We start from the raw sequence: 23,477 nt of genomic DNA on the forward strand, positions 1-23,477 counted from the left end.
GCTAGACAGCTAATTACCGTTATTTTTAATCCCAGATATTTCGGCGAGAACTCTTTTTACTATATTGTAATCAAATCCTCTTCTCAAAAGAAAACCTTGAACTTTTTTTAAATCATATCCCTTACGAGGCAATATTTTTTCTGCCAAGGAACAGGCAAGCTGTTTTTCAAGTTCGAGTGGATAATCATCAAGACACTCTTCTATGATGTTTCGTGAAATTCCCTTTTGAAACAATTCATATGAAATTTTCCGCCGCCCGGAAGGCTTATCAATTGTTCTGCTCCTCATCCACAACCGGGAAAATTCCCTATCATCAATAAATTTATATTCTTCGAGAAAAACAATTACTTCAGAAATGATTTTATTACCATATCCTTTTTCTGAAAGCTTCTTCCGCACTTCCCAGACTGACCTAGGCCTGTATGAAATGTAGTTAAGGGCATCATCTTTGGCGCGTGCCTTTAATTCCCAGTATGAAGTCATCTACTCTTCGTTAGTGGTGCTGGCTTGGTTAGCAGCAACAATCGGTTTTAAAACTTCTCTTATCTTGGTTTCAATCTCCTCAGCTATAGCAGCATTATCTTTGAGGAATTCCTTAACATTTTCCCTGCCCTGTCCTAGGCGGTCACCATTATAAGAGTACCAGGCTCCACTTTTATCAATGATTTTCATTTCTGTGGCAATATCAACGATACTTCCTTCTCGTGAAATGCCCTCACCATACATGATATCAAAATCAGCCTGTTTAAAAGGAGGTGCTACTTTGTTTTTGACCACTTTAACTTTTGTACGCACACCAACAATATCTGCTCCGTGTTTCAGGGTCTCAGTTTTTCTGACTTCAAGCCTCACAGATGCATAAAATTTGAGTGCCCTTCCACCTGGAGTTGTTTCAGGATTTCCAAACATAACCCCAACTTTTTCCCTGAGCTGGTTGATGAAAATAGCCACCGTATGAGATTTAGATATTGCGCCGGTTAACTTTCTAAGGGCCTGTGACATCAATCTGGCTTGTAGTCCCACATGAGAATCACCCATTTCCCCTTCAATTTCTGCTCTGGGAACAAGAGCGGCAACCGAATCAACAACAATTACATCAACTGCCCCGCTTCTGACTAAGGCTTCTGCAATTTCCAGGGCCTGTTCACCCGTATCTGGTTGAGAAACCAGTAAATTATCTATATCAACTCCAAGTTTTCGGGCGTAAATAGGATCAAGAGCATGTTCAGCATCTATAAATGCTGCTGTTCCACCCATTTTCTGGGCTTCTGCAAGAATATGTAAAGCCACCGTAGTTTTGCCTGATGATTCGGGACCATATATTTCCACAACTCTTCCTCTTGGAATACCGCCAACTCCCAACGCAATATCCAGGCTTAAAGCGCCTGTAGGAATTACTTCAACATTCATCTTGGCTGCTGCTTCACCAAGTTTCATAATTGAACCTTTGCCAAACTGTTTTTCAATCTGGTTTAAAGCCATTTCCAGAGCTTTAATTTTATCTGACATTAAACATCCCCCTCAAACATATGTTCGATACCATTTGTTTAATTATACCCAATAATTTAAAGAGCTGTCAACAACTATTTGTATGTTTTTTTTGGGAGTCAGTTGATACAGCGTTCGATAGAACCTCAATATATTCTTTATATTCTTTTATTACAGTATCAAGCATTTTTGTGATCTTAACCTGAGATTTGTATAAAACGGTTTCTGAAATCTGCCCGCTTTCTTTGAGGCTGTATAATTCGTTTTGAATAACTTCTTTAAGGAAATTAATTCTTTGATTGATAAGGTCAATAGAATATATTTCTGATTGTCTGACAACTACAGCGCTATTTATCCATTCCTTAATTTCATCGCTCACATCAATGTTATTAAGCCCCCTGCAAATGATACATATCAGATTATAGCATAACTGCCTATCAATTCCGAAACGGGTTCTCAGAAATGGCTTTAACAGACTCAACTCATCAATGTTAAGTACATGAAGCGCATACCATGCATTTGCCATCCCTTGTGCATTTGTTTTGAACTTTTTAATGACCTTGTCTGTTTCCATTTATTTTCCCTCTATCTCAGAAAGTATTAAAAGGTATCAAAAAAACAAAAAGCAACCACACGGCTGCTATCTGTTTCTTGCCTTTGCAGGTTCTACATGGATTCTTTTACCCTTAATAACATTTTTATGCATTGAATATAGTACTTTTTCAGCAGCATCTTGTGATACCTCCACAAAGGAAAACCTGTCGAATATTTTGATAGCGCCAATTGTTTTTCCGGATATCCCAGCTTCTTCGGAAATAGTTCTGACTATATCCTGAGGCCTTATATCATCAGTCCTTCCGATGCTCATAAAAAGCCTCACCATTCCAGGTTCAGCTCCGGTATTGCCAAATTCCGCCGCTGCACTATCACTTAAATCCTGAGAACTCTCAATATCAAAAGCTAGTCTTAGGGCTGCTGCTGCTATGTCAACAGTATCATGAGCACTTCCCATGTCCTCTATAATAGCACGATAATGGCTTAATTTGCCTTGTTCAATAGTTTCGGATAGCTTTTCGATAATGACTTCTCTCTGCCTTTCAAAAACATCTTCAAAGCTTGGCAGTCTCAATCTCCTGATTCTGGTGCTGATTGTTTTCTCTATCAATCTAAGCAGCCTGTATTCCTTAGGAATCACAAAAGATATGGCAATACCTGATTTGCCTGCTCTACCGGTACGTCCTATGCGGTGAACATAAGATTCCGGGTCTTGGGGCAGGTCATAATTAATAACATGACTTACATTATCAATATCCAGCCCCCTGGCGGCAACGTCAGTAGCAACCAGTATCTCAACATGCCCCTCACGGAACTTTTTCATAACTCTGTTCCTCTGAGCCTGAGTCAAGTCCCCGTGGAGCCCGTCTGCCTCATAGCCGCGCGCTTCAAGACCTGCAACAAGCTCATCAACACCCCGCTTGGTTCGGCAGAATATAATTGCCAAATTTATTTCCGAGGTATCTAGAACCCGGCACAAACCTTCCAGCTTATTAAACTCCTTGACTTCATAAAACACCTGTTCGATTTTAGGAACAGTTAGTTCATCTTTACTGACAGAAAGTACTTCCGGGTCTTTAAGGTATTTCCGTGCCAATAGCTGTATTTCCTTAGGCATTGTTGCCGAAAACAGAAGTGTTTGTTTGGTTTCCGGTGTTTCCTTAAGTATTGTTTCAATATCTTCAATAAACCCCATATCAAGCATTTCATCGGCTTCATCAAGAACCATAAAAGAAATGTTTTGCAGTCTGAGGGTCCGTCTTCTGATATGGTCCAATATCCTCCCTGGGGTACCTACAACTATCTGTACACCTCTTTTAAGGGCAAGTATCTGCCTGTCAATGGACTGGCCTCCATATATAGCAAGGGCACGCGCATCCTTGTATTTGGCAATTCTGGTTATTTCCTCTGCTACCTGTATAGCCAGTTCCCTAGTTGGGGTCAGAACCAGAGCCTGAACGCCGCGAAACTTTGGATTCAACATTTCTATAATTGGAATGCCAAATGCAGCAGTTTTACCAGTCCCGGTTTGAGCTTGTCCAATCACATCATTTCCTTGCAAAAGCAGTGGAATCGCTTGTGCTTGAATAGGAGTCGGCTATTCAAAGCCCATCTCACTAACAGCATGAATAATTTTTTTATTAACGTTTAGATTGCCAAATTTATTTTTATCATACATGAAAATAAATTTCTCCTCTCAAAACAAACACCTGAAGTTTAGTTTTTTCTCTATTTATTATATCAGATAATGATTATTTGTCATTATTTTTCGGAAACTGTTTCTGTTTTTCGTAATGCATCAAATATCTCCGCAAAATATTTAAAGCGCTGTTTGCCGACTGCCACCTGATAACTTCCCGGTCACCGGTAAAAATTTTTTTTACAGCAATAGCATCGTTTTCTCCGGCAAGAGCGATATATACCTGTCCAACAGGTTTTTCAGGGGTCCCCCCCCCAGGACCGGCTATCCCGGTTACAGAAACAGCCATATCCGTACCGGTGACATTTCTGGCTCCGATAGCCATTTCTATAGCTGTTTGCTCACTAACTGCTCCGTATTTCTCCAGAGTATCTCTTGATACCCCCAGAATATTAATTTTAGCATCATTAGAATAAGTAATAAATCCACCGAAATAGTTTTCTGAAACCCCCGGTATCTCTGTAAGTCTGGATGCAATAAGGCCCCCTGTACATGACTCTGCCGTGGAAATAGTTAGCGAATATTTTTTTAGAAGCCCGGCCACTACACCTTCAAGGGTTTCATCATCTGTTCCGTAAATATAATCTCCCAGCCTTTTGCTAATCTCTGTTTCTACATTTAAGATAATCTTTTCAGCTTCAGCTTCTGAAACTGTTTTTGCTGTAAGCCTGATATATACTTCTCCCTTAGGCGCCAGAAATGCAATTGTTGGGTTAACCTGTTTGTCGACGAGGTCACTGATGCGTTCTTCTACAGTGGATTCCCCCATACCCAGTATTTTTATCACCCTGGAGATGATAACAGCCTTATCCGTCCCGGTTTTTGCCCTAATATAGTCCTCCACAATTCCTAAAAACATTGGCCTATTCTCGACAGGGGGTCCCGGCAAGATGAGTATGGTTTTACCTTGATGTTCTATAATGCTCCCAGGTGCAGTACCAATTCTATTGGGGATAACAACGGCACCTGAAAAGTTCAAGGCTTGCTTGGCATTTACCTGAGGCATAACCCTGCCTCTGACCTCAAAGAACCCCTTGATATTTGCCAGAGATTCTTCATCAACAACTAACTCTATACCCAGCAGTTGTGCAATTGTTTCTTTTGTAAGGTCATCTGATGTAGGACCAAGTCCTCCGGTAACTATAATAAGGTCAGATCTGCCCAAAGCAATTTTCATGACATCCATAAGGCGGGTTTCATTGTCCCCAACAGTTGTCTGAAAAAACAGGTCTATTCCGAGTTTTGCCAGTCTTTGACCGATAAACTGGGCATTTGTATTAACAATCTGTCCCAAAAGCAGTTCTGTTCCAGTTGAAATCAGTTCGGCCCGCATGACTCAGCCCCTTCCCAAAATAGTTGACGCCTTCTTTACAATTACTTAATTAGTATTCTTTTAAACAGGTCTTATAACCTTCCACAATAGGTAATTTTTTCTTCAATTATCGACATGAAAATGATTGTCTCGAACTCAAAAAAAAGCAAGTGTCCCATGTAATCATGAAACACTTACTTTTTCCAACGGTTCATTATTTTCCATAACCAGGATCCTGAAATCATTTCCCGATAACTGTTCCTGCTCTAATAGAATATCAGTAATTTCGATTATTTTTCTTCTATAGGATAAAAGGCTGTTCTTGACCCGGGCTTCCTGTTCCCTTATGATTTCAGTGATTACATCATGCATTTTATCTTTGGGAACAGTATCTTCTGATACCACACCAAGAGTTGACATGCCGGAAACAATTATTCTCTTGGCTAAATCAACTGCTTTTTCAAAGTCATTTGATGCTCCGGTACTTCTGTTACCGAAGATAAGCTCTTCTGTCAGCGCACCTGCCAGCATAATGCAAATCTGGCTCTCCAGGTAATCAATAGTATACAGGTAAGTGTCATCCTCCGGAGTCTGCCTCATATACCCAAGAGCATTGCCCCTGGGGCTTATTGTAAGTGTAGAAACAGATCCAGGTTTCAGAATTTCACTCATAAGAGCATGTCCTGTTTCATGAACGGAAACCCTCTTAAGTTCATCCGTATTTGGACGTTTATCAAGTTTTTCTCCCATAATAACTTTATCAATTGCGTCCTTAAAATGTTTCCGGGTTATCTTATACATGCCTTCCCTGAATGCATAAATGGCAGCTTCATTGGCAAGGCTCTCCAGATGAGCCCCGGAAAAACCAAATGTCTCCCTTGCAATTTCTTTAAGTTCAACATCACTTTCAAGCGGTTTGTTTCTGGTATGGATCTTAAGTATTTCAGCTCTGCCATCCTTACACGGCAGGTCAACCTTTACATGTCTGTCAAATCTTCCCGGCCTTAGCAATGCTGGGTCAAGCATATCTGCCCTATTGGTGGCAGCAATCAAAAGAACCTTAACCGAATCATGATTTTTCAAACCATCCATTTCGACCAGGAGTTGGTTAAGAGTCTGGTCATACTCCATGTGACTGCTGTTTTGACCTCTCCTGCCACCCAGGACATCAATCTCATCAATAAAAATCATAGCATTATGTTTTCCCAGACGGGCAGCTTTTTCTCTGGCTGTTTTAAATAATTTTCTGACCCTCTGAGCGCCTACACCTGCATACATCTCAATAAATTCAGAACCGCTGGTAGCGATATAAACAGCATCAGTATATGTTGCTGCAGCTTTAGCCATAAGCGTCTTTCCGGTTCCAGGAGGCCCTAGCAGCAAAATCCCTTTTAGGGGCCTGATACCAAGCTCTTTTATTTTCTCATAGTTTTTTATGAAATCAAGCGCTTCTTTAAGCTCCTTGATGGCGCTTGCCTGTCCGCCAATGTCGTCAAAATAAACCTCATTAATATTTTTATTGGTAACTTCCTGTACTCCTACCGGTTTAACAAGCCCTTTGCTTTCTGCAACAAAATATATGGCAGCAAAAAAACCAAATAAAAACATTAGTGGTAATATATCATAGCCTTGCCAAATCAAAAAGCCGACAAAAGCCAGCGCTATTCCAATTCCTATTTCTTTTACCAGTCCTTTTGTCATTATATACCACTTCCTAACATGCCGGGAACTTCTAATGCCGCATTATTCCGGGGGATTACTTCATAAAGGTATTTATCATCTTTGATAAAAGAAATATAGATGTTAGCATTATCAATAAATACCCTGGCTTTAGCTCCGTTATTTCTAGCGTTTTCTTGTACTTCTGCAGCCATTTTAGTGAAATCACCATTTGCCATCGCTTCATAAATTACATACTGGCTATTATAATAGATTTCTGAAAGTTCCTTTGTTCTTTTATCCTTTAGTTCGATTTGAAACTGATTGTGTCCGAATATTTCTTCAGTATAACTGTTTAGTTTTAGGTATACATCCTTAAGGTCTTCAGTTTTCCTAACATTCAGAGTAACTGTTGGAACTACACCCTCATTATCAATTTTGACATCATCTACAAGCTTTGTGTCTGAATATATCTTAAATAGTGGTTGTTCAACATTATATTTCTGGTAAACATATTGAATAGTAAGGAGGATACCTAGAGTTACGGCAAGGACTACTACTACGACATATACCCTGATTCCTTTTATTTTCAAGCTCTTCCTCCCCTTTCTGCCTGATAGGCTCATTATAACATATGTTTTAGTACAGTTCCTTATGGAATGTTTGGAAAAGATAAGCCGAATCATCAATTAAGGGGGGGCCCATAATTAATTTATGGGTACACCCCCCTCAATTTTTGCCCCCCAAAATACCGGTTCATTCGACTAAAAACTACAAAAACCACTCCATTCCTGTAATCGATATACAACATATTTCCATTTGGAGTCATCATGGTATTTTTCAAAATCAACCGTGTATCCCCCGCCATTATTATTCCATATTTTTTCAAAATATGCTGATATATCGTGTACCAGACTGCTATTGGTTGGGGCAGTAATTTTCAGGTCGGTTTCCAGGTTATAATCACTTATATTCCGCCTGGTCAGGTTTGCCGAGCCACCGAAAATTACGGTTTCTTGAGTTCCTTTTATCATAACAATTTTTGTGTGGTACTGTTCGCCATGGGTATCATACCACCTTATTTTGATTCTGCCTTTTGACTTCTTATTAAGTTCTGCCGCCACAGGCCTGTTAGGGATACCGTTTTTCTTCAAGCCAAAGGCATCTTTGTTTGGGTCAAGGACAAGTCTTATATCAACACCCCTATCTGATGCATTCAGGAGTTCCTCAATAAGTTCCCGTTCACTAAGATAAAACATCCCAATTTGGATTAAGTCATTCTGTCCTGCATTTCTAATAGAGTCTATCAGGTGTTTTTTGATTTCCCCTTCAGTCAGCAGACCTAGTTTTATATTATCCTCCGTTATGGCAGACTCTGAACCGCTATTTACTGCAACGGGTTGTGTAAATGTGTCCCCGGAAAAAGTTATCACAGATGCTTCAGAATTAAGAAGCGGTTCCCTGATTGCACCATTAACAAGAAACGCGATATTTGAGTGATAAGCGCTGGCATCATGGGGGTTTGCCGATGTTATCAGGGAATCCCTGTCAGTTACAACAACTTTCCTGTGATTAGCTTTAAAATTAAATAGTTTAAGATAGGAGCGCAATGTTACTTTCGGCGAATCGGGACTAAATGCATTAGGCAGCCATCCCTTTCCCTGTGAACCAAACCACTGGAGAAATATTCTCCAGAAACCGGAATATGCCGGATTTGAATCCCTTATTTTTGTAAGGTCGGTAACAGTAACCTGAATCCCGTTTTCCTTCATTCGTTCCAGATGTTTTGATGGATAAGAGCCGTAAAATGTATTAATCTCATCAGTTATAACGGTAATCCCCATTTCAGGGTGTTGGCGTTTTTTTTCTATAAGTGCATCTGCCAAGCGTGATGATAAGACGGGATAGCTGTACTGCCTGCTATATTCGTCATTAAAAAGAAACATATCAATAAATATATATTCCCTGGCGTTATTAACAGTTTCAAGTACCCGGTCAAAAATCTCTTGTTCATGAATCCGTTGACCATCCTTGATATATGTGAGGTCATAGAGAAATTTTACTTCTGAAACATCAATCGGTTCAACGGAAATAGAAATACCCTCCGGCAACGGTTTGCGGGACCCGTAAAAAGCACCTGCCACTACTAATAAAAGCAGGAAAAGAAATGCTTTAAACAATGATTTCATATTCCAGTCCTCCAAACTCTTAATAATTAATAGAGTTCTAACATCAGGCGGAATATGGAATCCTTAATGTTAGAACTCATTATCAGGCAGTGCGGATAAGGTTCATATAAAGTTAAAAAGAAATATAGATGCTTTGATAATTAAATTGGTGATAATACCGGCTGCTAGGTCATCAGCCATAATTCCTAGTCCCCCCGGCAATCTTTGCAAACGGTTAATCGGTATGGGCTTAAAAATATCAAGGGCACGGAAAAGCAAGAATCCAATAATAAGGTATATCCCATCCCATGTATATACAGCAATCAAAATACCGGCAATTTCATCAATTACTATTTTGGGACTGTCATGTTCCTGAAGGACCTTTTCTGCTTCCTGAGATATCCATATTCCCAAAACTGCACAGCCAATTATAAGAAAAACATTATTAGGAAATATTAGTGCTAATGCAAGTCCAAGAAATGTGCCAAAGGTTCCAGGGGCTTTTGGGATTAAGCCAAGTCCTAAACCTGATGCCAGAAAAACAATGAGGGGTTTTCTCATTTTTGACCTGCCTTAAGGAGGTGGCTGGCTCTATTGAAGTAATCAAGCCCGGACCAAATGGTGAAAATAACAGCCACACCCAAAGAAATTTTTCCTATTGGTATGTTCAACAAATTGAATGGGAAATCTTTAATTAACAAAAAAACAATAGCCACTATCTGTGAAATAGTCTTAACCTTGCCAAGTTTGCTGGCAGAAATAACAATACCATCAGCAGCAGCAATTGAGCGTAAACCTGTTATAGCAAATTCCCGGCCAATAATTATAAATGCTATCCATGCAGATATTATGTTGAGCTCAACCAGGGAAATCAAAGCAGCAGAAACAAGCAGCTTATCAGCTAAAGGATCCATGAATTTGCCTAGTTTGGTCACCTGATTGCGTTTGCGCGCAAAGTACCCGTCAAGACCATCGGTGCTTGCTGCGATAATAAATACCGCTGCAGCCAAAAACTGACCATATGTTATTTTTATTGATACAATTGCCAGAAATACCGGAACCAGAATTATTCTGGCAAGGGTAATCCTATTGGGGAGATTCATTTATTACCTCTCCTATTAAATCATAATCATATGCATGTGTAATTTTAACAGGAACAATATCACCAGGGTTCAGGTTCACACCCATGACTGATACTGTACCATCAACTTCAGGAGCATCATATTCCGTACGGCCAACATATAATTCTGATAATTCTGGCCCAGTTTCGACTTTTCCTTCAATCAAAACAGAAATTATTTGCCCAATTTTGGCGATGTTTTTTGCATAAGAAATCTCCTGCTGAATATTCATTAATCGGTCTTTTCTGTATTCTTTGATATCATCAGGTACCTGGCCCGCCATTTCAGCAGCCGGGGTGCCTTCTTCCGGGGAAAACACGAATACACCCATATGGTCAAAATGAACCTTTTTTACGAAATCAACCAAAGTCTGGTATTCTTTATCTGTTTCACCTGGAAAACCTACTATCAAAGATGTCCTTAGAGCGACTCCGGGAATGTTTTGCCTGATTTTCTTAATGAGATTGAGCAAATCTTCAGTTCTGCCGTGCCTGTTCATCTTACTAAGTATGTAATCATCTGCGTGCTGCAAGGGAATATCAAGGTATTTACATATTTTATCATTAGCAGCAATGGCTTCAATAAGGCTGTGTGTAAAATGGTTTGGATATGCATATAGTATCCGGATCCATTCTAATCCGTTTATTTCTGAAAGTTCTTGAAGCAATTCATTGAGCTTATATTCACCATAAATATCAAGTCCATATCTGGTGGTATCTTGGGCAATCAAGTTAATTTCCCTAACTCCAGTTTCAGCAAGCCGCTGTGCTTCAGCTATTATGGACTCCATTTTTCGGCTGCGGTACTCTCCTCTTATTTGGGGAATTACACAATAAGTACACCTGTTGTTACAGCCCTCGGCTACCTTTATATAAGCCGAATAAGGCGGAGTCAGGAGTTCCCGAGGCATATTATGATTATAAATAAAAGAAGGTGCTGCTGAAACACACATCATTTTTTGGCCATCAGCAGCAGCCTTAACAACTCTAACAATGCTTGGTACTTCGCCTGTGCCAATAATACAATCTATTTCTGGAATCTCCTGTAGAATTTCACCACTATATCGCTGGGCTAAACAGCCGGCAGCCACAACAGCCCTGCAGGAACCTTGATTTTTTAGTTTTACGGCTTCCAACAAAGCGTCAACTGATTCTTCCTTGGCATCGGCTATAAAACCACATGTGTTTATTATTAAAAGGTCTGCACCTTCCTGAGTTTCAGTAATTTCATAGCCTGCCTTTCGCAGCATGCCGGTCATTACTTCTGAATCAACCAAGTTTTTAGCACAGCCCAGACTTAATATATTTATTTTGCACACTTGAATTATTAACCTCCAAACACAGGTATATGCTTACTAGTATAAATTATAACTCATACCGTGTCAAAAAGGTATTTCAGCGAACCAGACATTTGGGACCGTTTCCTATCAAGTCTTCTCTGCCAGCCCTTTTTAAAGCCTCTTTTACAAGCCCACGGTTTTTAGGGTTACGATATTGAATGAGGGCTCTCTGCATTTTCCTCTCTTTTGGCGACCTGGGTACATATACCTTTTGCCCAGTCAATGGGTCAATTCCCGTGTAATACATACACGTAGACAGGCTGCCGGGTGTTGGAGTGAAGTCCTGGACCTGTTCCGGATTATATCCCATATCCCTGATATACTCAGCAAGTTGTATAGCATCTTTTAATGTGCATCCGGGATGTGATGCAATAAAGTACGGTACAAGATACTGCTGTTTGCCAAACCGGCGGTTTGTTTCACTAAATTTCTCTTTAAATCTCTTATATATGTCATGTCCAGGTTTCCTCATTATTTTTAGTACTCTTGAAGATACGTGTTCCGGAGCAACTTTAAGCTGACCGCTGACGTGATAGTTGCATATTTCATTTAACACTTCGGGGTTTTTCTCATATAATAGGTAGTCATATCTCAACCCGGAACGCAAAAATACTTTCTTGACCCTTGGCAGACTGCGTAATTTTCTAAGCAGTTCAATCAGGTCTGAATGATCTATGATTACGTTTTTGCATTTGTCCGGCACAAGGCAGTGCTTATCTGCACAGGCACCTCTTTTAAGCTGTGACCTGCAGGCAGGCATCCTAAAATTTGCAGTGGGACCACCCACATCATGAATAATCCCTTTAAAATCCGGCATTTCCGTCAGCAATCTGGCCTCTTTTAAAATTGATTCATGACTTCTCGGTTGAATGATACAGCCTTGGTGAAAATTGAGAGCACAAAAAGCACAACCTCCAAAGCAGCCCCTTTGAGCAGTTATACTAAACTTCACTTCATCCTCGGCAGGAATTCCTTTGTATTTTGTGTAAACAGGATGGGATTTTCTGATAAAAGGCAGCTCATAAACAGAATCTATTTCTTCTGTTGTCAGAGGCTTAGCGGGCGGGTTCTGCACTACATACTGCAATCCATGAGGTTGAACCAGAGTTTTGCCCCGGTACGGGTCCTGCTCACTATAAGCAAGCCTAAAAGCATCAGCATATTTACGTTTATCATTACTGACTTCGTCATATCCCGGAAGACGGATTACATCTTCCCGCGGTTTTTCTCTCACGGCATATACGGTTCCCAATATATTAGTGAGTTGTCCAATATCTTCTCCCTTTGAAAGCCTCAGAGCAATTTCCTCCATCTGTTTTTCACCCATGCCGTAAACAAGAATGTCAGCCCTGGAATCAATAAGTATAGAACGTCTTACCCTGTTATCCCAATAGTCATAGTGTGCCAACCGGCGCAAACTGGCTTCAATTCCGCCAATAACCAGTGGAATACCGGGCCAGGCTTCACGAATGCGGTTACAATATACAATAGCAGCTCTATCCGGACGTTTTCCTGGTATACCCCCCGGTGAATACATATCCTTTTTTCTGTGATTCTTGTTTCCGGTATAATTGCTTACCATGGAATCTAAGTTTCCAGCGGTAACCAAACAGGCATACCTAGGTTTCCCCAGTCTAGTGAAATCTTTGGTATCATGCCAATCAGGCTGAGCAATAATTCCCACCTTAAACCCCATTTTTTCCAAGAGGCGTGATATTATTGCAGCCCCAAAACTGGGATGGTCCACATATGCATCTCCTGTAATTACAAGAAAATCAACGTAATGCCAATTGTATTTATTCATTTCTTCCCTTGTCATTGGAAGAAAGTCGGTATAACTCATTTTATCACCGGATTTCAACTGAGATTTTAAATTTATTGTTCACTCTGCCCAGCAAATCAAGTTGAACGGTAATTAGTAAACTGCAGAGGAATATCATACTCCTTTTCTTTAAGCAGTTGAATTACTGCCTGCAGGTCATCCCGGTTTTTGCCCGTTACCCTGACTTTATCCCCTTGAATTGAAGCCTGTACTTTAATTTTAGATTTTTTAATTTCTTTTACAATATCTTTTGCCAGGTCAGATTGGATTCCCTGCTGTATATTTACGGACTGTTTTACTGTGTCTCCAGCCGCAGGTTCAATTTTGCCATATTTCAATGTCCTGATATCAACACCTCTTTTGATAACTTTTGATTCCAAAATATCAACAACATTCCTCAACTTGAAGTCATCATCCGAAACCAGTGTTATAATTTCCCCGTCAAACTTTATTTCACTCTTGCTGTCCTTAAAATCAAACCTTGTTTCAATCTCCCTTTTTGCCTGATTAAGGGCATTATCAATTTCCTGCATATTAACCTCACTGACTATATCAAAGCTATTCTCTTTTGCTGCCATTTTTCCACTTCCTTCCGTTTAATTAAAGACATCACGCCTCCTGATTAATCACATAGTACTGGCGATAAACTCTTTGTCTCTGACTACATCTCCATATTCGCCCAAAACTCCCAGACTTGTTCCGTCTCTTATCACCTCAACCGCGCCTGCATTACCTAAAGTCATTATAATATTACTTCCTGAAAATGTTTTAGTTTCGCCTGGGTTTAAGTTTCCGGTAAAAGTATTGGCCCCATCTACCCGGACTTTTATCCAGCAAATCTGGTCTTTACCTTTAAGCACAACTGTTACCGAATTTTGTTGAACATTTTCTTCATTATTACCAAGTTCTTCACTCCCACCGGCAGGAGGAAGTACAGATTCATTCTGGTCCTGCAGTTGTTGTTCTTCTTGTTGTTCTTGCTGTCCTTCCGTGCCTTGCTGTTTGTCTGTTTGCTCAATTGGAGAAGCTTTGCCCTTATCCTCAAAACCCGTATCTCCATTTTGTCTATATAGATAGCCATATACAATAAGAGTTATTATTGCCAAAAAAGCAACTATCGCTGTCATTAGGTAAGTCTTTCTCTTGGAACGGTTTACCTTTCGCTGCTGAAACTTCTTTTGGAATTCTGATTCCTGAAACGTTTCCCTTACCGGTGTTCCTAACAGCTTATATTCCATGAGTATTTCTTCTTGGTTAAGACCAAGATAGTTTGCATAATTGCGCAAAAAACCCTTTGCATAAACTTTTCCGGGAAGAACATCATAGTTTCCGGTTTCAAGGGCCTGAAGATATTTTTTTCTAATTTTTGTATCTTCTTCAGCCTTACTTAAGCTTATACCTTTGGACTCCCGTGCATTTTTAAGAGTTTCGCCAATGCCGCCCATTGTTACACCTCCATTTGTGAAATTACTGCTTATAAATCTAAGAACGCACTGGGAAATTTTGATTCAAGAAATCCTTTATCTTTTTTACTGCAGTACAAATATCACCGGTATCAACACTTAGGTCATACTGTTTACTAGGTTCGGACGGATACTTGTATAAAGGGTCATAATAATTGATTAGGAGATGTTCCACAACATTATTAAGCTGTCCCTTATCAACCATCTCGCAAAACTCAGCAATCCTCTGTTTTCCAATTCTTCTTTCAAGAGATTTTATGGCTTCCTTTAATTCTTCCTTATTTTCAACTAGTCCAAGCTCATTTTCGAAACTATATATTCTTTTAATCCGTTCAATTCGTATTTCTATTGGAGAGTAAGCCAGTATTTTGATGCCGTTTCTCATTGATTCCACAAGTGTTTCCGGAAGAATTATCCTCCCTATGCGCCTGCTTTCACATTCCACTATGATATAACCGGCATCTTCCCAGAAAGCCAATTCCTGTACCAATAAACCATCAAACATTTTCTGGCTGGGTTGAACATTCATTCCTATCTGACCAAAAACAGAACCCCGGTTATTTGCCAACCCTTCCAAATCCACAGCAGGTAAAGCCAGGCTCCTCAGTTCTTGAATCACATCAGTTTTGCCAACACCTGTTAAGCCGTGAATAACTACTGCCCTGTGTTTGAGAGGATGGGAGAGATAATCGTTTAGATATCTGCGATAAGCTTTATACCCCCCAACCAGCCTGTAAACCGGAATCCCTGTTTCTTCCATCAAAGCACATACAGACTTGCTGCGCAAACCGCCTCTCCAGCAAAAAACTACCAGGGGACCTTGCAGTGAAAGCTCACCGAACTGCCTGACAAGTTCGGACAGCTTAGGAAAAACTAATTGAAATCCCAGTTCCCTTGCTTCAATGGATCCTTTTTCTTTATACAACTTTCCTACTTGAGCTCTTTCGGTGTCATTCAGCAGCGGGATGTTGAAGGCTCCTGGAATTGTAGCTTCTGTAAACTCCGCCTCAGATCTGACATCTATTATCTTTGCACCGGGTAAATCTAACGCTTCCCGGACAGAAATTTCATTTGCCATTTAATATTCACCCTTATGGCTAGTTATGTTTCTACATTAAATACTATTATTCCTTCCAGTCAATCAAAATACGTCATCATATACATCCCTCTTGCCTGCTGCGCCAAGAGCTAGTCTAACAGACTGACGGTAATCATAGGACTTAATGATACCATTTGCAACTCCTGCAGTAATAATATCAACATCACATCTATCAAGGATTTTCTGGCTCGGTTGCAAAGGAACAGAGACTGCACCATCTTCATCAGCCATTACCACTCCTAATTCAGGCAAGATAATAACAGTTTTTCCAACCCCTTTTTTAAGAATATGCTGTGCAGCTTCTATACCATCATCAAGGCTTTTTATTTTATATTGACAAATATCTTCTGCAATATCCATGGTCATCATAACATAATCAAACATATCAAGACTTTGATAATAAGCATTCTCCTTAACATCACCGTTAAACTTAAAAAAAACGGGAACTCCGGCTGCAGCAGAAAGTACACATATATAATTAACTGCTTCCTCAGGAATACCGGAATCTATTATAACCATCCCACAGTGATTAATAGTAACGTTAATGCTCTGCAGTCTATGTACTGATAACATGTCTATTGCCCGCCCATCACTTATTTCACTGGATTGGTCTGTTTCAATAAAAGCAAGTCTCCTAGGTGTAGGAAACTGGTCCTGTATTATAAGAAACTTGGTATCCAGTCCTTTTTTATTAAACTTTTCTCCAATGATGTCACCATAGTGATCTCTTCCAATAACACTCACCGGAATAGCCGGAATGTTTTGTGCCGCAAGATGAACCGATATATTATATGCCGGGCCGCCCAGACAAATATCGATTTTAGATGCGGAATGCCCGGCGCTGGCTTTAGCAGCCAAAATATCAACAAAAATCCTGCCAATCACCAATACACCGGACTTGTCATTAAAAACGTAACCACGACCCAGAATATATCCCTTCCTAATCAAATTAGAAATATGAACAGCCGCTGCAGACCTAGTTATTTTTAATACTCGAGCAACGTCTAACTGTGTAATCATGGGGTCATTTTTTAATATTTTAAGGATTTCTTTTTCCCGTTCGGTAATTTTGCTCATAAAGAGCCTCCATAAACAGTTGTTTATTTATACTTATATGTGTTAAGAAGAGTATATCAAACTATATTCTTTAGGTCAAGGTATAAAGAAACCACATTTGCTTCAACCTAATGCCAGGAGGTTTGTTATGAAAAAAGTTTTTGTCCTGGGATCAGGTTTTTCTTCAGATGCCGGTGCTCCGCTGACCAGTACCGTTTTAAAAAATATATTTAAACAGGGCCGGGGAACCCGGCACGTTTCAGAACTGGAATCATATATCAGCAACTTCCTCTATCAGGGAAGGTCTGATTGGATTAATTGTTCAAGCCTGGAAGAAATTTTAAGCAGGCTGGATATTATAAAACATTATAAGCCTTATCCCTATGTAGATTATAATGAAGTTATCCATTATGAAGAATTGCTGCTTAAAGAGTTTACCAATCTGCTTAAGCCCGATAAAACTAATTGTCTGGGAAAATCATACCAGACATTTGCCAGTTTCCTTAAAGATGAGAATTCTATAATTACATTTAACTATGACCTTTTGATTGAAAACCTGTTAATGGATAATGGCAAATTCTTTTGTTACCCGGACTTTTCTTTTATTGATTATAAAAATTCTGATAATACCCGTACGGCCTCTGAGGAGTTTAACCAATTTAATAACGACTCCTCCTGTGTCAGGGTCATTAAGCTGCATGGTTCATTAAACATGTATTATTGCCCATGCTGTGGTCAGATATACCGTTTCCCAGAATCAGTTACTATTCATCCACTGCCAGGGGAATCGGAATACAGGAATGATGCTCCGTTGTTTTTAACTTGTCTTCTTTGTTCCCGGCGGGACAAAAACATACAGCTCAGGCACTTTATAATTGCTCCAACCCTTTATAAGTCATATTCCCTGCCCGCACTTCGCCGCCTTTGGTTCAGCGCTTTAGAAACCCTGGCCAATGCAGTGGAAATATTTTTTATTGGCTATTCATTACCTCATGCCGATATACTTTCATATCAGCTGTTCGACTTTGCTGCAAAATTATCAGCCATTGAACAGGCAATATTTCTTGTCAATGGCCAAACCAAATCAACTAAGAGATTCAAACAATTATATGGGGACTCGGTACGTGACACAGGAATGACTTTTGCACAGTGGACAGAAAGCATAAATTGAGTCTGAAATTATCAATTTAAAAAGCGCGCATCTATAAATTCCCGATGCGCGCACCCATTTTCCAGCATAAGTATTTTTATAAGTATCTTTTTATTCAGTTGCTTTCTTGAGCTTTTCATGGGTTTCAGCATCAAGGTTCTCACCAATTGTTACTGTGGAATCTTCTTGAAGGACAGGATTGGATGTGACATGATTTTCTTGAGATTCAGGTTCTTTTTCAGAAAGTTCTTTGATGGAAAGACTTATCTTATGTTTTTGTGGGTCTATATCAATAATCTTTGCAGTCACCTGTTCAGCAACACTGACAACTTCTCCAGGTGTTCCAATGCGTTTTTGTGAAATTTGAGAAATGTGTATCAGTGCATCAACACCTGGTTCCAGTTCAACAAATGCTCCAAATGGTACAAGCCGCACTACCTTCCCTGTGACCACCTGTCCCTCACTATACTTTCGTTCAATATTGTCCCATGGATTTGGTAAAATTCTCTTCAGGCTAAGGGATACTTTTTCATTTTCTTTGTCTATACCAAGGACAAAAACTTCTATCTCATCATTTTCCTTTAATAGTTCTGTAGGATGACCTACCCTGTACCAAGCCATCTCAGATACATGAAGTAGTCCGTCAATTCCACCCAGATCTACAAATACGCCATAATGTGTTATCCGGCGAACAATTCCTTTGCGAAGCTGTCCCTCTTCAAGTTCTTTCCAAAGAGACAATCTCTTTTGGTTATATTCTTCTTCCAAGATTGCTTTTCTTGATAAAATAACCCTTTTTGATTCCTTTTTCACCTCGATAACCTTTGCCTGAAGTTTCTCTCCAATATATTTGGAAAGGTCCTCAACATAGCCTCGTTCAACCAGTGAAGCAGGCATAAACGCCTGTACTCCTAAATCCAATAGGAGTCCGCCTTTGACAACCTCAACAACGACCCCCTCTACCGGAGTGTTGTCTGTAGCTGACTGTAACAGTTCATCCCATGCCTTTTCAGCATCTGCCTTCCTTTTTGAAAGTAAAATCTTACCCTCATCATCCTGTACTCTAATAACCGCTACTTTTATTTCATCTCCAACCTTAAATATCTCTTTCGGTGACCTTATATCACAACAGGAACATTCCCTCAAGGGAATAACTCCTTCAGACTTTCCACCAACATCTACCAAAACTTCATCATCGCCAACTTGAACTACTACGCCATTTACTACGTCACCTTTATGAAGTTCTTTTACGGTCAATGCCTCTTCAAGTTGTTGTTTTTCAATTTCCTGATTGGTTACATCATCCATGTAATTTCTAACCTCCTTTATTATCCAATCCGGGGTTGATGCACCCGCAGTAATTCCTACCAGTTCAACTCCATAAAGCCACTTACTGTCAATTTCAGCGGCGGTTTCTATATGATACGTCGGAGTACCTGTATCAGCACAAAGACGTGCAAGCTTCTGCGTATTAGCACTGTTTTTTCCGCCAACAACAATCATCACATCAACACTTTTAGCCAGCTGTACGGCGGCATCCTGCCTGTCTCTGGTCGCATGACAGATTGTGTTAAAAGTAATGGTGTCTTCAGCTTTTTGCTGTAAAACCGAAACGATTTTATTAAAATTCTCTTCAGGCTGCGTAGTTTGACTGATTATCCCAATTCTATTCATGGCAGGCATATTGTCTGCTTGTTGGGGAGTTTCCGCGACAATTCCCTGATGCCCTGTCCAGCCAAGAATTCCTGTTACCTCAGGATGTTCCTTGTCACCAACTACGATAACCTGATAACCCTGTTCGTTTAACTTTTTAGCCAGTTCCTGTGCCTTTTTCACAAAAGGGCAGGTAGCATCAACAACCTTTAATCCCTTTTCCATCGCCCTTTCAAATACTTCAGGCCCAACACCATGTGACCTTACAATAATAACTCCTTCTGGAATATCTTCTATATCCTGAACAACTTTCAGCCCTTTTCTAGATAAGTCTTCAACAACCTGCGGACTATGAATCAAAGGCCCCAGAGTATATATGTGTTTTTCATCTTGTTTTGCTGTATGCATAGCAAGGTCTAAAGCCCTCTTTACTCCAAAACAAAACCCTGCCTTGGGTGCAAGGATTGTCTTCATTATATCACCTCTAGGGCTAGATTTTAAGTATATCAGTGTTAATATATGTTAATTTCATATTTCCGGTTATTTTTTGTATTCTAGAAAAAGATACAAATTCCTCTATCATTATATTTGCCGGATATGTTCTTTAATTTTATCAACTACTTCATTAAATGACATATCAGTCGTATCCATAATGATGGCATCATGGGCCTGGACAAGAGGCGCCATTTCCCGCGTACTATCTATTTGATCCCTCATGGCTATCTCTTTTTCCAACTGCTGAATATCTACTTTATATCCTGCCGCTTCCAGATCTCTGGCCCTTCTTATTGCTCTTTCCCTGGCTGATGCGGTCAAGAAAATCTTACATTCTGCTTCTGGAAGGACAAATGTTCCAATATCCCTTCCATCCATAACAACCCCACCGTTTTCTGCAAGTTTTCTCTGAAGTTTCACCATTTCAGTTCTGACTCCCGGTACTTTGGCAACCAGAGAAACATGCTGGGATACCTGTGGGGTACGTATATCAACACTGACATCCTCACCATCCATTATAATTACTTGGGTATGGTCCTTATAAGTTAATTGGATTTGTGTTTCCTTAGCCAAACTGGTAAGGGCTTCTTCGTCACTAAGAAGAACATCCAGTCTGAGGGCTTTCAAAGTCAGCGCCCTGTACATAGCTCCTGTATCAATATAAATATACCCTAGGTCTTTAGATACCTGCCTGGCCACAGTGCTTTTTCCGGCTCCAGCCGGTCCGTCAATTGCTATAACTAAATTTTGCCCTTCTCGCCGCATTTTTTCACTCCTTACAAATAGTCATTCCCTGAATTTTAACAAACTAGGTATTTTCTTTCGACAAAAAAACGGTTATTCCTTCAACTTCTGTAGCAGTATAGTTGAAGATGGGACTTAAAAAAGCACGTCAAAAAATAAAGGGAGAGTTCTTTTTATGAACCACTCCCTTGTTTCCTTTTTAGATTTAAAGTCAGGTTAATAAGTAAGGCTATTCAAAATTTCAGCAAACCCTGGGAATGATATGTCAATACATTCGGCATTGGTTATTACAGTCTCTCCTTTAGCAAGGAGACCAGCAACAGCCATAGACATAGCCACTCTGTGGTCATCATGACTTTCACATATCGCTCCGTTTAATTTACCGCCTCCGTGTATTATCATGCCATCATCAAATTCATCAACATTTACTCCCAGCTTTCGCAATTCAACTGTCATTGCGGATATCCGATTTGATTCCTTTACCTTTAATTCCGCCGCATCCCGGATTATTGTCTCGCCTAAAGCTGCGGCTGCTGCTACCGTTATTACAGGTATTTCATCAATTAGCCTAGGTATAAGACTTCCTTCAATAACAGTTCCCTTAAGCTCACTTCCAAGGACACAGATATCTCCAACCGGCTCCCCGTTAACTTCCTCTTCATTTTGAATAATAATTTGGGTTCCCATGCTTCTTAAAACATCTATGATACCAGTTCTGGTAGGATTTATGCCTACCCTTTTAATCGTCAGCCGGGAACCTGGAATTGCTGCCGCAGCAACCATGAAAAATGCAGCTGATGAAATATCCCCGGGAACTTCGACCGGTTTGCCTTCCAGGTTAGAGCCACTCATAATTTTAACTATATTATCATTAACCTGAATGTCTGCTCCAAGATAGGCAAGCATTCTCTCTGTATGATCCCTGGATTTATATGGTTCCCTGATTTCAGTCTGTCCTCCGGCATATAGTCCGGCAAGAATTACTGCTGATTTAACCTGAGCGCTAGCTACAGGTGAAATAAATTCTATTGGCTTCAGGTGCCCTCCTCTAATACTCAGTGGAGCCAAAGAACCGCCTTGCCTTCCGTCAATCACAGCCCCCATCTTCAAAAGCGGCTGTGCAACTCTTCCCATTGGCCTTTTGCGTATGGAAGCATCACCGGTTAATGTTGAAAAAAAAGATTGTCCGGCCAGGATCCCCATAATCAACCTGATGGTTGTACCTGAATTGCCTACATCAAGGACATCGTCAGGTTCTCTCAATCCATACAGCCCGTTTCCCTTAACAATAATGGTATTTTTATCAGGTTGACCGAATTCAACTCCCATTTTTTTGAAGCATGCAATAGAACTGAGGCAATCTGCACCCATGAGAAAATTTGTTACTGTCGTAGTTCCATTGGCCAAGGCTCCCAGCATGACAGCCCTATGAGATATGGACTTGTCTCCCGGAACCGATATTTGATTATTAATTTTCCCGGCATATCTGACCTGAAGTCTCAAAAAAATACACCTCTTTTCTTGGCAGGAACACCTTCAGAACGAAGGAGGTCAATAGCTCTTTCCTGATCAGACTGGCTTCCAAAAGCAAGTCTGATAGTGCCTCCCTCTCCTTCCCGGACTCTCAGTATTTCAATATCATTTATATTAATACCTGCATTACCCAGACAGGCAGTCAGCACGGTAATTGCTCCAGGTCTGTCAGGCACTGTCACTGTGATTTCGTACATAAGCGGCAAGTACCCCCTGATTCTTGATGGGATATTTCTCCTCGTTTCTCCTGCCTTCCTAAAGCTGTTTTCAAGAGCACTTTGGTCACATGCTGCCACCATCTCTCTGGTCTCATTAAGTACTTCGCTGAATTTATCAAGCACCTTCAAAATATTGTCCCTATTTGTTATACAAATATCTCTCCACATTAGCGGGTTACCTGAAGCAACCCTGGTAGTGTCCCTAAAGCCTCCCGCGGCGAGCATTAACAGCCCTTGGTGCTCTATATCCAGGTTGCCGGCTGTATTTACCAGCGCTGTAGCGACAATATGGGGCAAATGGCTTACAGTAGCAACCATCAGGTCATGTTCACCAGGGTCTATTTCAATTACCCTGGCACCAATCGCTGCAGCCATTTGGCTAACTTTTGCAAGCGCATTATTATCAGTATTTTGGGTGGGTGTTAAAACATATACGGCATTTTCAAACAAATACCTGTCAGCACCTTTAACACCGCTGACCTCTGAACCAGTCATCGGATGCCCGCCAACAAAAAAAGTTCCTGGAGAGATAATGCCTTCCGCCTCATAGACTATGCCGGATTTAGTGCTGCCAACATCTGTTATGATACATCCCTGTTTAACGATTGGAGCAACGTTTTTTATGATATCATTTGTAACCCCAACAGGTGTTGCCACCACAACCAAATCAGCGTCCGCCACAGCAGCTGCAATATCGATGGTGCCTTCATGTATTGCTTCAACTTCGATTGCAAGTTCCAGATTTTCCGTTTCATCTACACCGGTAACCATGACTGCCAGGCCACGGTTTATTAACGCCATACCAAGTGAACCGCCGATAAGTCCAACACCTATTATTGTTACTTTTTCAAAAATTGGCTGCATTTATAATCTCCCCATTACTACACTTTCTAACTCTTTATT

20 protein-coding genes and 1 pseudogene are annotated in these 23,477 nt (G+C 40.4%); 1 reads left to right on the forward strand and 20 read right to left on the reverse strand.

Annotated features, from left to right (window positions below; genetic code table 11):
- Positions 1–9 precede the first annotated feature (9 nt).
- The 16 genes and pseudogenes from ABFY19_RS06915 to ABFY19_RS06990 form a co-directional block, all read right to left on the reverse strand.
- Complete coding sequence (locus tag ABFY19_RS06915) at positions 10–483, reverse strand: regulatory protein RecX (RefSeq protein WP_418789928.1); 474 nt, start codon at positions 481–483, stop codon at positions 10–12.
- Positions 484–1,509, reverse strand: coding sequence for a recombinase RecA (gene recA, locus ABFY19_RS06920; RefSeq protein WP_418789929.1), 1,026 nt, complete (start codon positions 1,507–1,509; stop codon positions 484–486).
- A 67-nt stretch (positions 1,510–1,576) separates the two neighbouring features.
- Positions 1,577–2,062: a hypothetical protein gene (locus ABFY19_RS06925; RefSeq protein ID WP_418789930.1), complete on the reverse strand. Its 486-nt coding sequence runs from the start codon at positions 2,060–2,062 to the stop codon at positions 1,577–1,579.
- 66 nt (positions 2,063–2,128) lie between these two features.
- A pseudogene (locus ABFY19_RS06930) lies at positions 2,129–3,721 on the reverse strand (DEAD/DEAH box helicase).
- 73 nt (positions 3,722–3,794) lie between these two features.
- Positions 3,795–5,075, reverse strand: coding sequence for a competence/damage-inducible protein A (locus ABFY19_RS06935; RefSeq protein ID WP_418789931.1), 1,281 nt, complete (start codon positions 5,073–5,075; stop codon positions 3,795–3,797).
- A 162-nt stretch (positions 5,076–5,237) separates the two neighbouring features.
- Positions 5,238–6,755: an AAA family ATPase gene (locus ABFY19_RS06940; RefSeq protein WP_418789932.1), complete on the reverse strand. Its 1,518-nt coding sequence runs from the start codon at positions 6,753–6,755 to the stop codon at positions 5,238–5,240.
- The gene (locus ABFY19_RS06945; protein ID WP_418789933.1) at positions 6,755–7,306 is read right to left on the reverse strand and encodes a hypothetical protein; all 552 of its coding nucleotides are present in this window, start codon (positions 7,304–7,306) and stop codon (positions 6,755–6,757) included. Before ABFY19_RS06945 ends, ABFY19_RS06940 begins: the two co-directional genes overlap by 1 nt.
- A gap of 171 nt (positions 7,307–7,477) precedes the next feature.
- A complete protein-coding gene (locus ABFY19_RS06950; RefSeq protein ID WP_418789934.1) occupies positions 7,478–8,902 on the reverse strand; it encodes a phospholipase D family protein in 1,425 nt (474 codons plus the stop codon).
- Positions 8,903–9,004: 102 nt separating this feature from the next.
- Positions 9,005–9,442, reverse strand: a complete 438-nt coding sequence (locus ABFY19_RS06955) for a phosphatidylglycerophosphatase A (RefSeq protein WP_418789935.1) — start codon at positions 9,440–9,442, stop codon at positions 9,005–9,007.
- Positions 9,439–9,984 (reverse strand): CDP-diacylglycerol--glycerol-3-phosphate 3-phosphatidyltransferase, encoded by a 546-nt coding sequence (pgsA, locus tag ABFY19_RS06960; RefSeq protein WP_418789936.1) that lies wholly within the window; start codon positions 9,982–9,984, stop codon positions 9,439–9,441. The genes ABFY19_RS06955 and pgsA overlap by 4 nt, the downstream gene beginning before the upstream one ends.
- Complete coding sequence (gene rimO, locus ABFY19_RS06965) at positions 9,968–11,320, reverse strand: 30S ribosomal protein S12 methylthiotransferase RimO (protein ID WP_418789937.1); 1,353 nt, start codon at positions 11,318–11,320, stop codon at positions 9,968–9,970. Before rimO ends, pgsA begins: the two co-directional genes overlap by 17 nt.
- A 76-nt stretch (positions 11,321–11,396) precedes the next feature.
- Positions 11,397–13,160, reverse strand: a complete 1,764-nt coding sequence (locus ABFY19_RS06970) for a YgiQ family radical SAM protein (protein WP_418789938.1) — start codon at positions 13,158–13,160, stop codon at positions 11,397–11,399.
- Between the two features lie 80 nt (positions 13,161–13,240).
- Positions 13,241–13,741 carry a YajQ family cyclic di-GMP-binding protein gene (locus tag ABFY19_RS06975; RefSeq protein ID WP_418789939.1) on the reverse strand — a complete coding sequence of 167 codons (501 nt, stop codon included), beginning with the start codon at positions 13,739–13,741 and terminating at the stop codon, positions 13,241–13,243.
- A gap of 48 nt (positions 13,742–13,789) precedes the next feature.
- The gene (locus ABFY19_RS06980; RefSeq protein ID WP_418789940.1) at positions 13,790–14,608 is read right to left on the reverse strand and encodes a helix-turn-helix domain-containing protein; all 819 of its coding nucleotides are present in this window, start codon (positions 14,606–14,608) and stop codon (positions 13,790–13,792) included.
- 37 nt (positions 14,609–14,645) lie between these two features.
- On the reverse strand, positions 14,646–15,704 hold the full coding sequence (mnmH, locus tag ABFY19_RS06985; protein WP_418789941.1) for a tRNA 2-selenouridine(34) synthase MnmH: 1,059 nt from the start codon (positions 15,702–15,704) through the stop codon (positions 14,646–14,648).
- 63 nt (positions 15,705–15,767) lie between these two features.
- Positions 15,768–16,802 (reverse strand): PfkB family carbohydrate kinase, encoded by a 1,035-nt coding sequence (locus tag ABFY19_RS06990; protein WP_418789942.1) that lies wholly within the window; start codon positions 16,800–16,802, stop codon positions 15,768–15,770.
- A gap of 127 nt (positions 16,803–16,929) precedes the next feature.
- Between ABFY19_RS06990 and ABFY19_RS06995 the strand changes: the two genes are divergently transcribed.
- Positions 16,930–17,952 (forward strand): SIR2 family protein, encoded by a 1,023-nt coding sequence (locus tag ABFY19_RS06995; protein ID WP_418789943.1) that lies wholly within the window; start codon positions 16,930–16,932, stop codon positions 17,950–17,952.
- Positions 17,953–18,042: 90 nt separating this feature from the next.
- Here ABFY19_RS06995 and ABFY19_RS07000 read toward each other — a convergent pair whose 3' ends face one another.
- The 4 genes from ABFY19_RS07000 to ABFY19_RS07015 all read right to left on the reverse strand — a co-directional run bounded on the left by ABFY19_RS07000 (position 18,043) and on the right by ABFY19_RS07015 (position 23,438).
- On the reverse strand, positions 18,043–20,058 hold the full coding sequence (locus ABFY19_RS07000) for a bifunctional 4-hydroxy-3-methylbut-2-enyl diphosphate reductase/30S ribosomal protein S1 (RefSeq protein WP_418789944.1): 2,016 nt from the start codon (positions 20,056–20,058) through the stop codon (positions 18,043–18,045).
- Between the two features lie 108 nt (positions 20,059–20,166).
- Complete coding sequence (cmk, locus tag ABFY19_RS07005) at positions 20,167–20,844, reverse strand: (d)CMP kinase (protein WP_418789945.1); 678 nt, start codon at positions 20,842–20,844, stop codon at positions 20,167–20,169.
- A 195-nt stretch (positions 20,845–21,039) separates the two neighbouring features.
- Positions 21,040–22,326 carry a 3-phosphoshikimate 1-carboxyvinyltransferase gene (aroA, locus tag ABFY19_RS07010; RefSeq protein ID WP_418789946.1) on the reverse strand — a complete coding sequence of 429 codons (1,287 nt, stop codon included), beginning with the start codon at positions 22,324–22,326 and terminating at the stop codon, positions 21,040–21,042.
- On the reverse strand, positions 22,323–23,438 hold the full coding sequence (locus ABFY19_RS07015; RefSeq protein ID WP_418789947.1) for a prephenate dehydrogenase/arogenate dehydrogenase family protein: 1,116 nt from the start codon (positions 23,436–23,438) through the stop codon (positions 22,323–22,325). Before ABFY19_RS07015 ends, aroA begins: the two co-directional genes overlap by 4 nt.
- Positions 23,439–23,477 lie beyond the last annotated feature (39 nt).

Source organism: Phosphitispora sp. TUW77 (assembly GCF_048453025.1).
Lineage (GTDB): Bacteria > Bacillota > Thermincolia > Thermincolales > UBA2595 > Phosphitispora.

Coding starts and splice junctions, on each gene's coding strand:
- ABFY19_RS06915 (WP_418789928.1), bottom strand. CDS start 483: ATGACTTCATACTGGGAATTAAAGGCACGCGCCAAAGATGATGCCCTT.
- mnmH (WP_418789941.1), bottom strand. CDS start 15,704: ATGGCAAATGAAATTTCTGTCCGGGAAGCGTTAGATTTACCCGGTGCA.
- ABFY19_RS06950 (WP_418789934.1), bottom strand. CDS start 8,902: ATGAAATCATTGTTTAAAGCATTTCTTTTCCTGCTTTTATTAGTAGTG.
- ABFY19_RS06970 (WP_418789938.1), bottom strand. CDS start 13,160: ATGACAAGGGAAGAAATGAATAAATACAATTGGCATTACGTTGATTTT.
- ABFY19_RS06975 (WP_418789939.1), bottom strand. CDS start 13,741: ATGGCAGCAAAAGAGAATAGCTTTGATATAGTCAGTGAGGTTAATATG.
- pgsA (WP_418789936.1), bottom strand. CDS start 9,984: ATGAATCTCCCCAATAGGATTACCCTTGCCAGAATAATTCTGGTTCCG.
- ABFY19_RS06940 (WP_418789932.1), bottom strand. CDS start 6,755: ATGACAAAAGGACTGGTAAAAGAAATAGGAATTGGAATAGCGCTGGCT.
- ABFY19_RS06995 (WP_418789943.1), top strand. CDS start 16,930: ATGAAAAAAGTTTTTGTCCTGGGATCAGGTTTTTCTTCAGATGCCGGT.
- ABFY19_RS06925 (WP_418789930.1), bottom strand. CDS start 2,062: ATGGAAACAGACAAGGTCATTAAAAAGTTCAAAACAAATGCACAAGGG.
- ABFY19_RS07015 (WP_418789947.1), bottom strand. CDS start 23,438: ATGCAGCCAATTTTTGAAAAAGTAACAATAATAGGTGTTGGACTTATC.
- recA (WP_418789929.1), bottom strand. CDS start 1,509: ATGTCAGATAAAATTAAAGCTCTGGAAATGGCTTTAAACCAGATTGAA.
- ABFY19_RS06990 (WP_418789942.1), bottom strand. CDS start 16,802: ATGAGCAAAATTACCGAACGGGAAAAAGAAATCCTTAAAATATTAAAA.
- ABFY19_RS06935 (WP_418789931.1), bottom strand. CDS start 5,075: ATGCGGGCCGAACTGATTTCAACTGGAACAGAACTGCTTTTGGGACAG.
- ABFY19_RS06980 (WP_418789940.1), bottom strand. CDS start 14,608: ATGGGCGGCATTGGCGAAACTCTTAAAAATGCACGGGAGTCCAAAGGT.
- cmk (WP_418789945.1), bottom strand. CDS start 20,844: ATGCGGCGAGAAGGGCAAAATTTAGTTATAGCAATTGACGGACCGGCT.
- ABFY19_RS07000 (WP_418789944.1), bottom strand. CDS start 20,058: ATGAAGACAATCCTTGCACCCAAGGCAGGGTTTTGTTTTGGAGTAAAG.
- ABFY19_RS06955 (WP_418789935.1), bottom strand. CDS start 9,442: ATGAGAAAACCCCTCATTGTTTTTCTGGCATCAGGTTTAGGACTTGGC.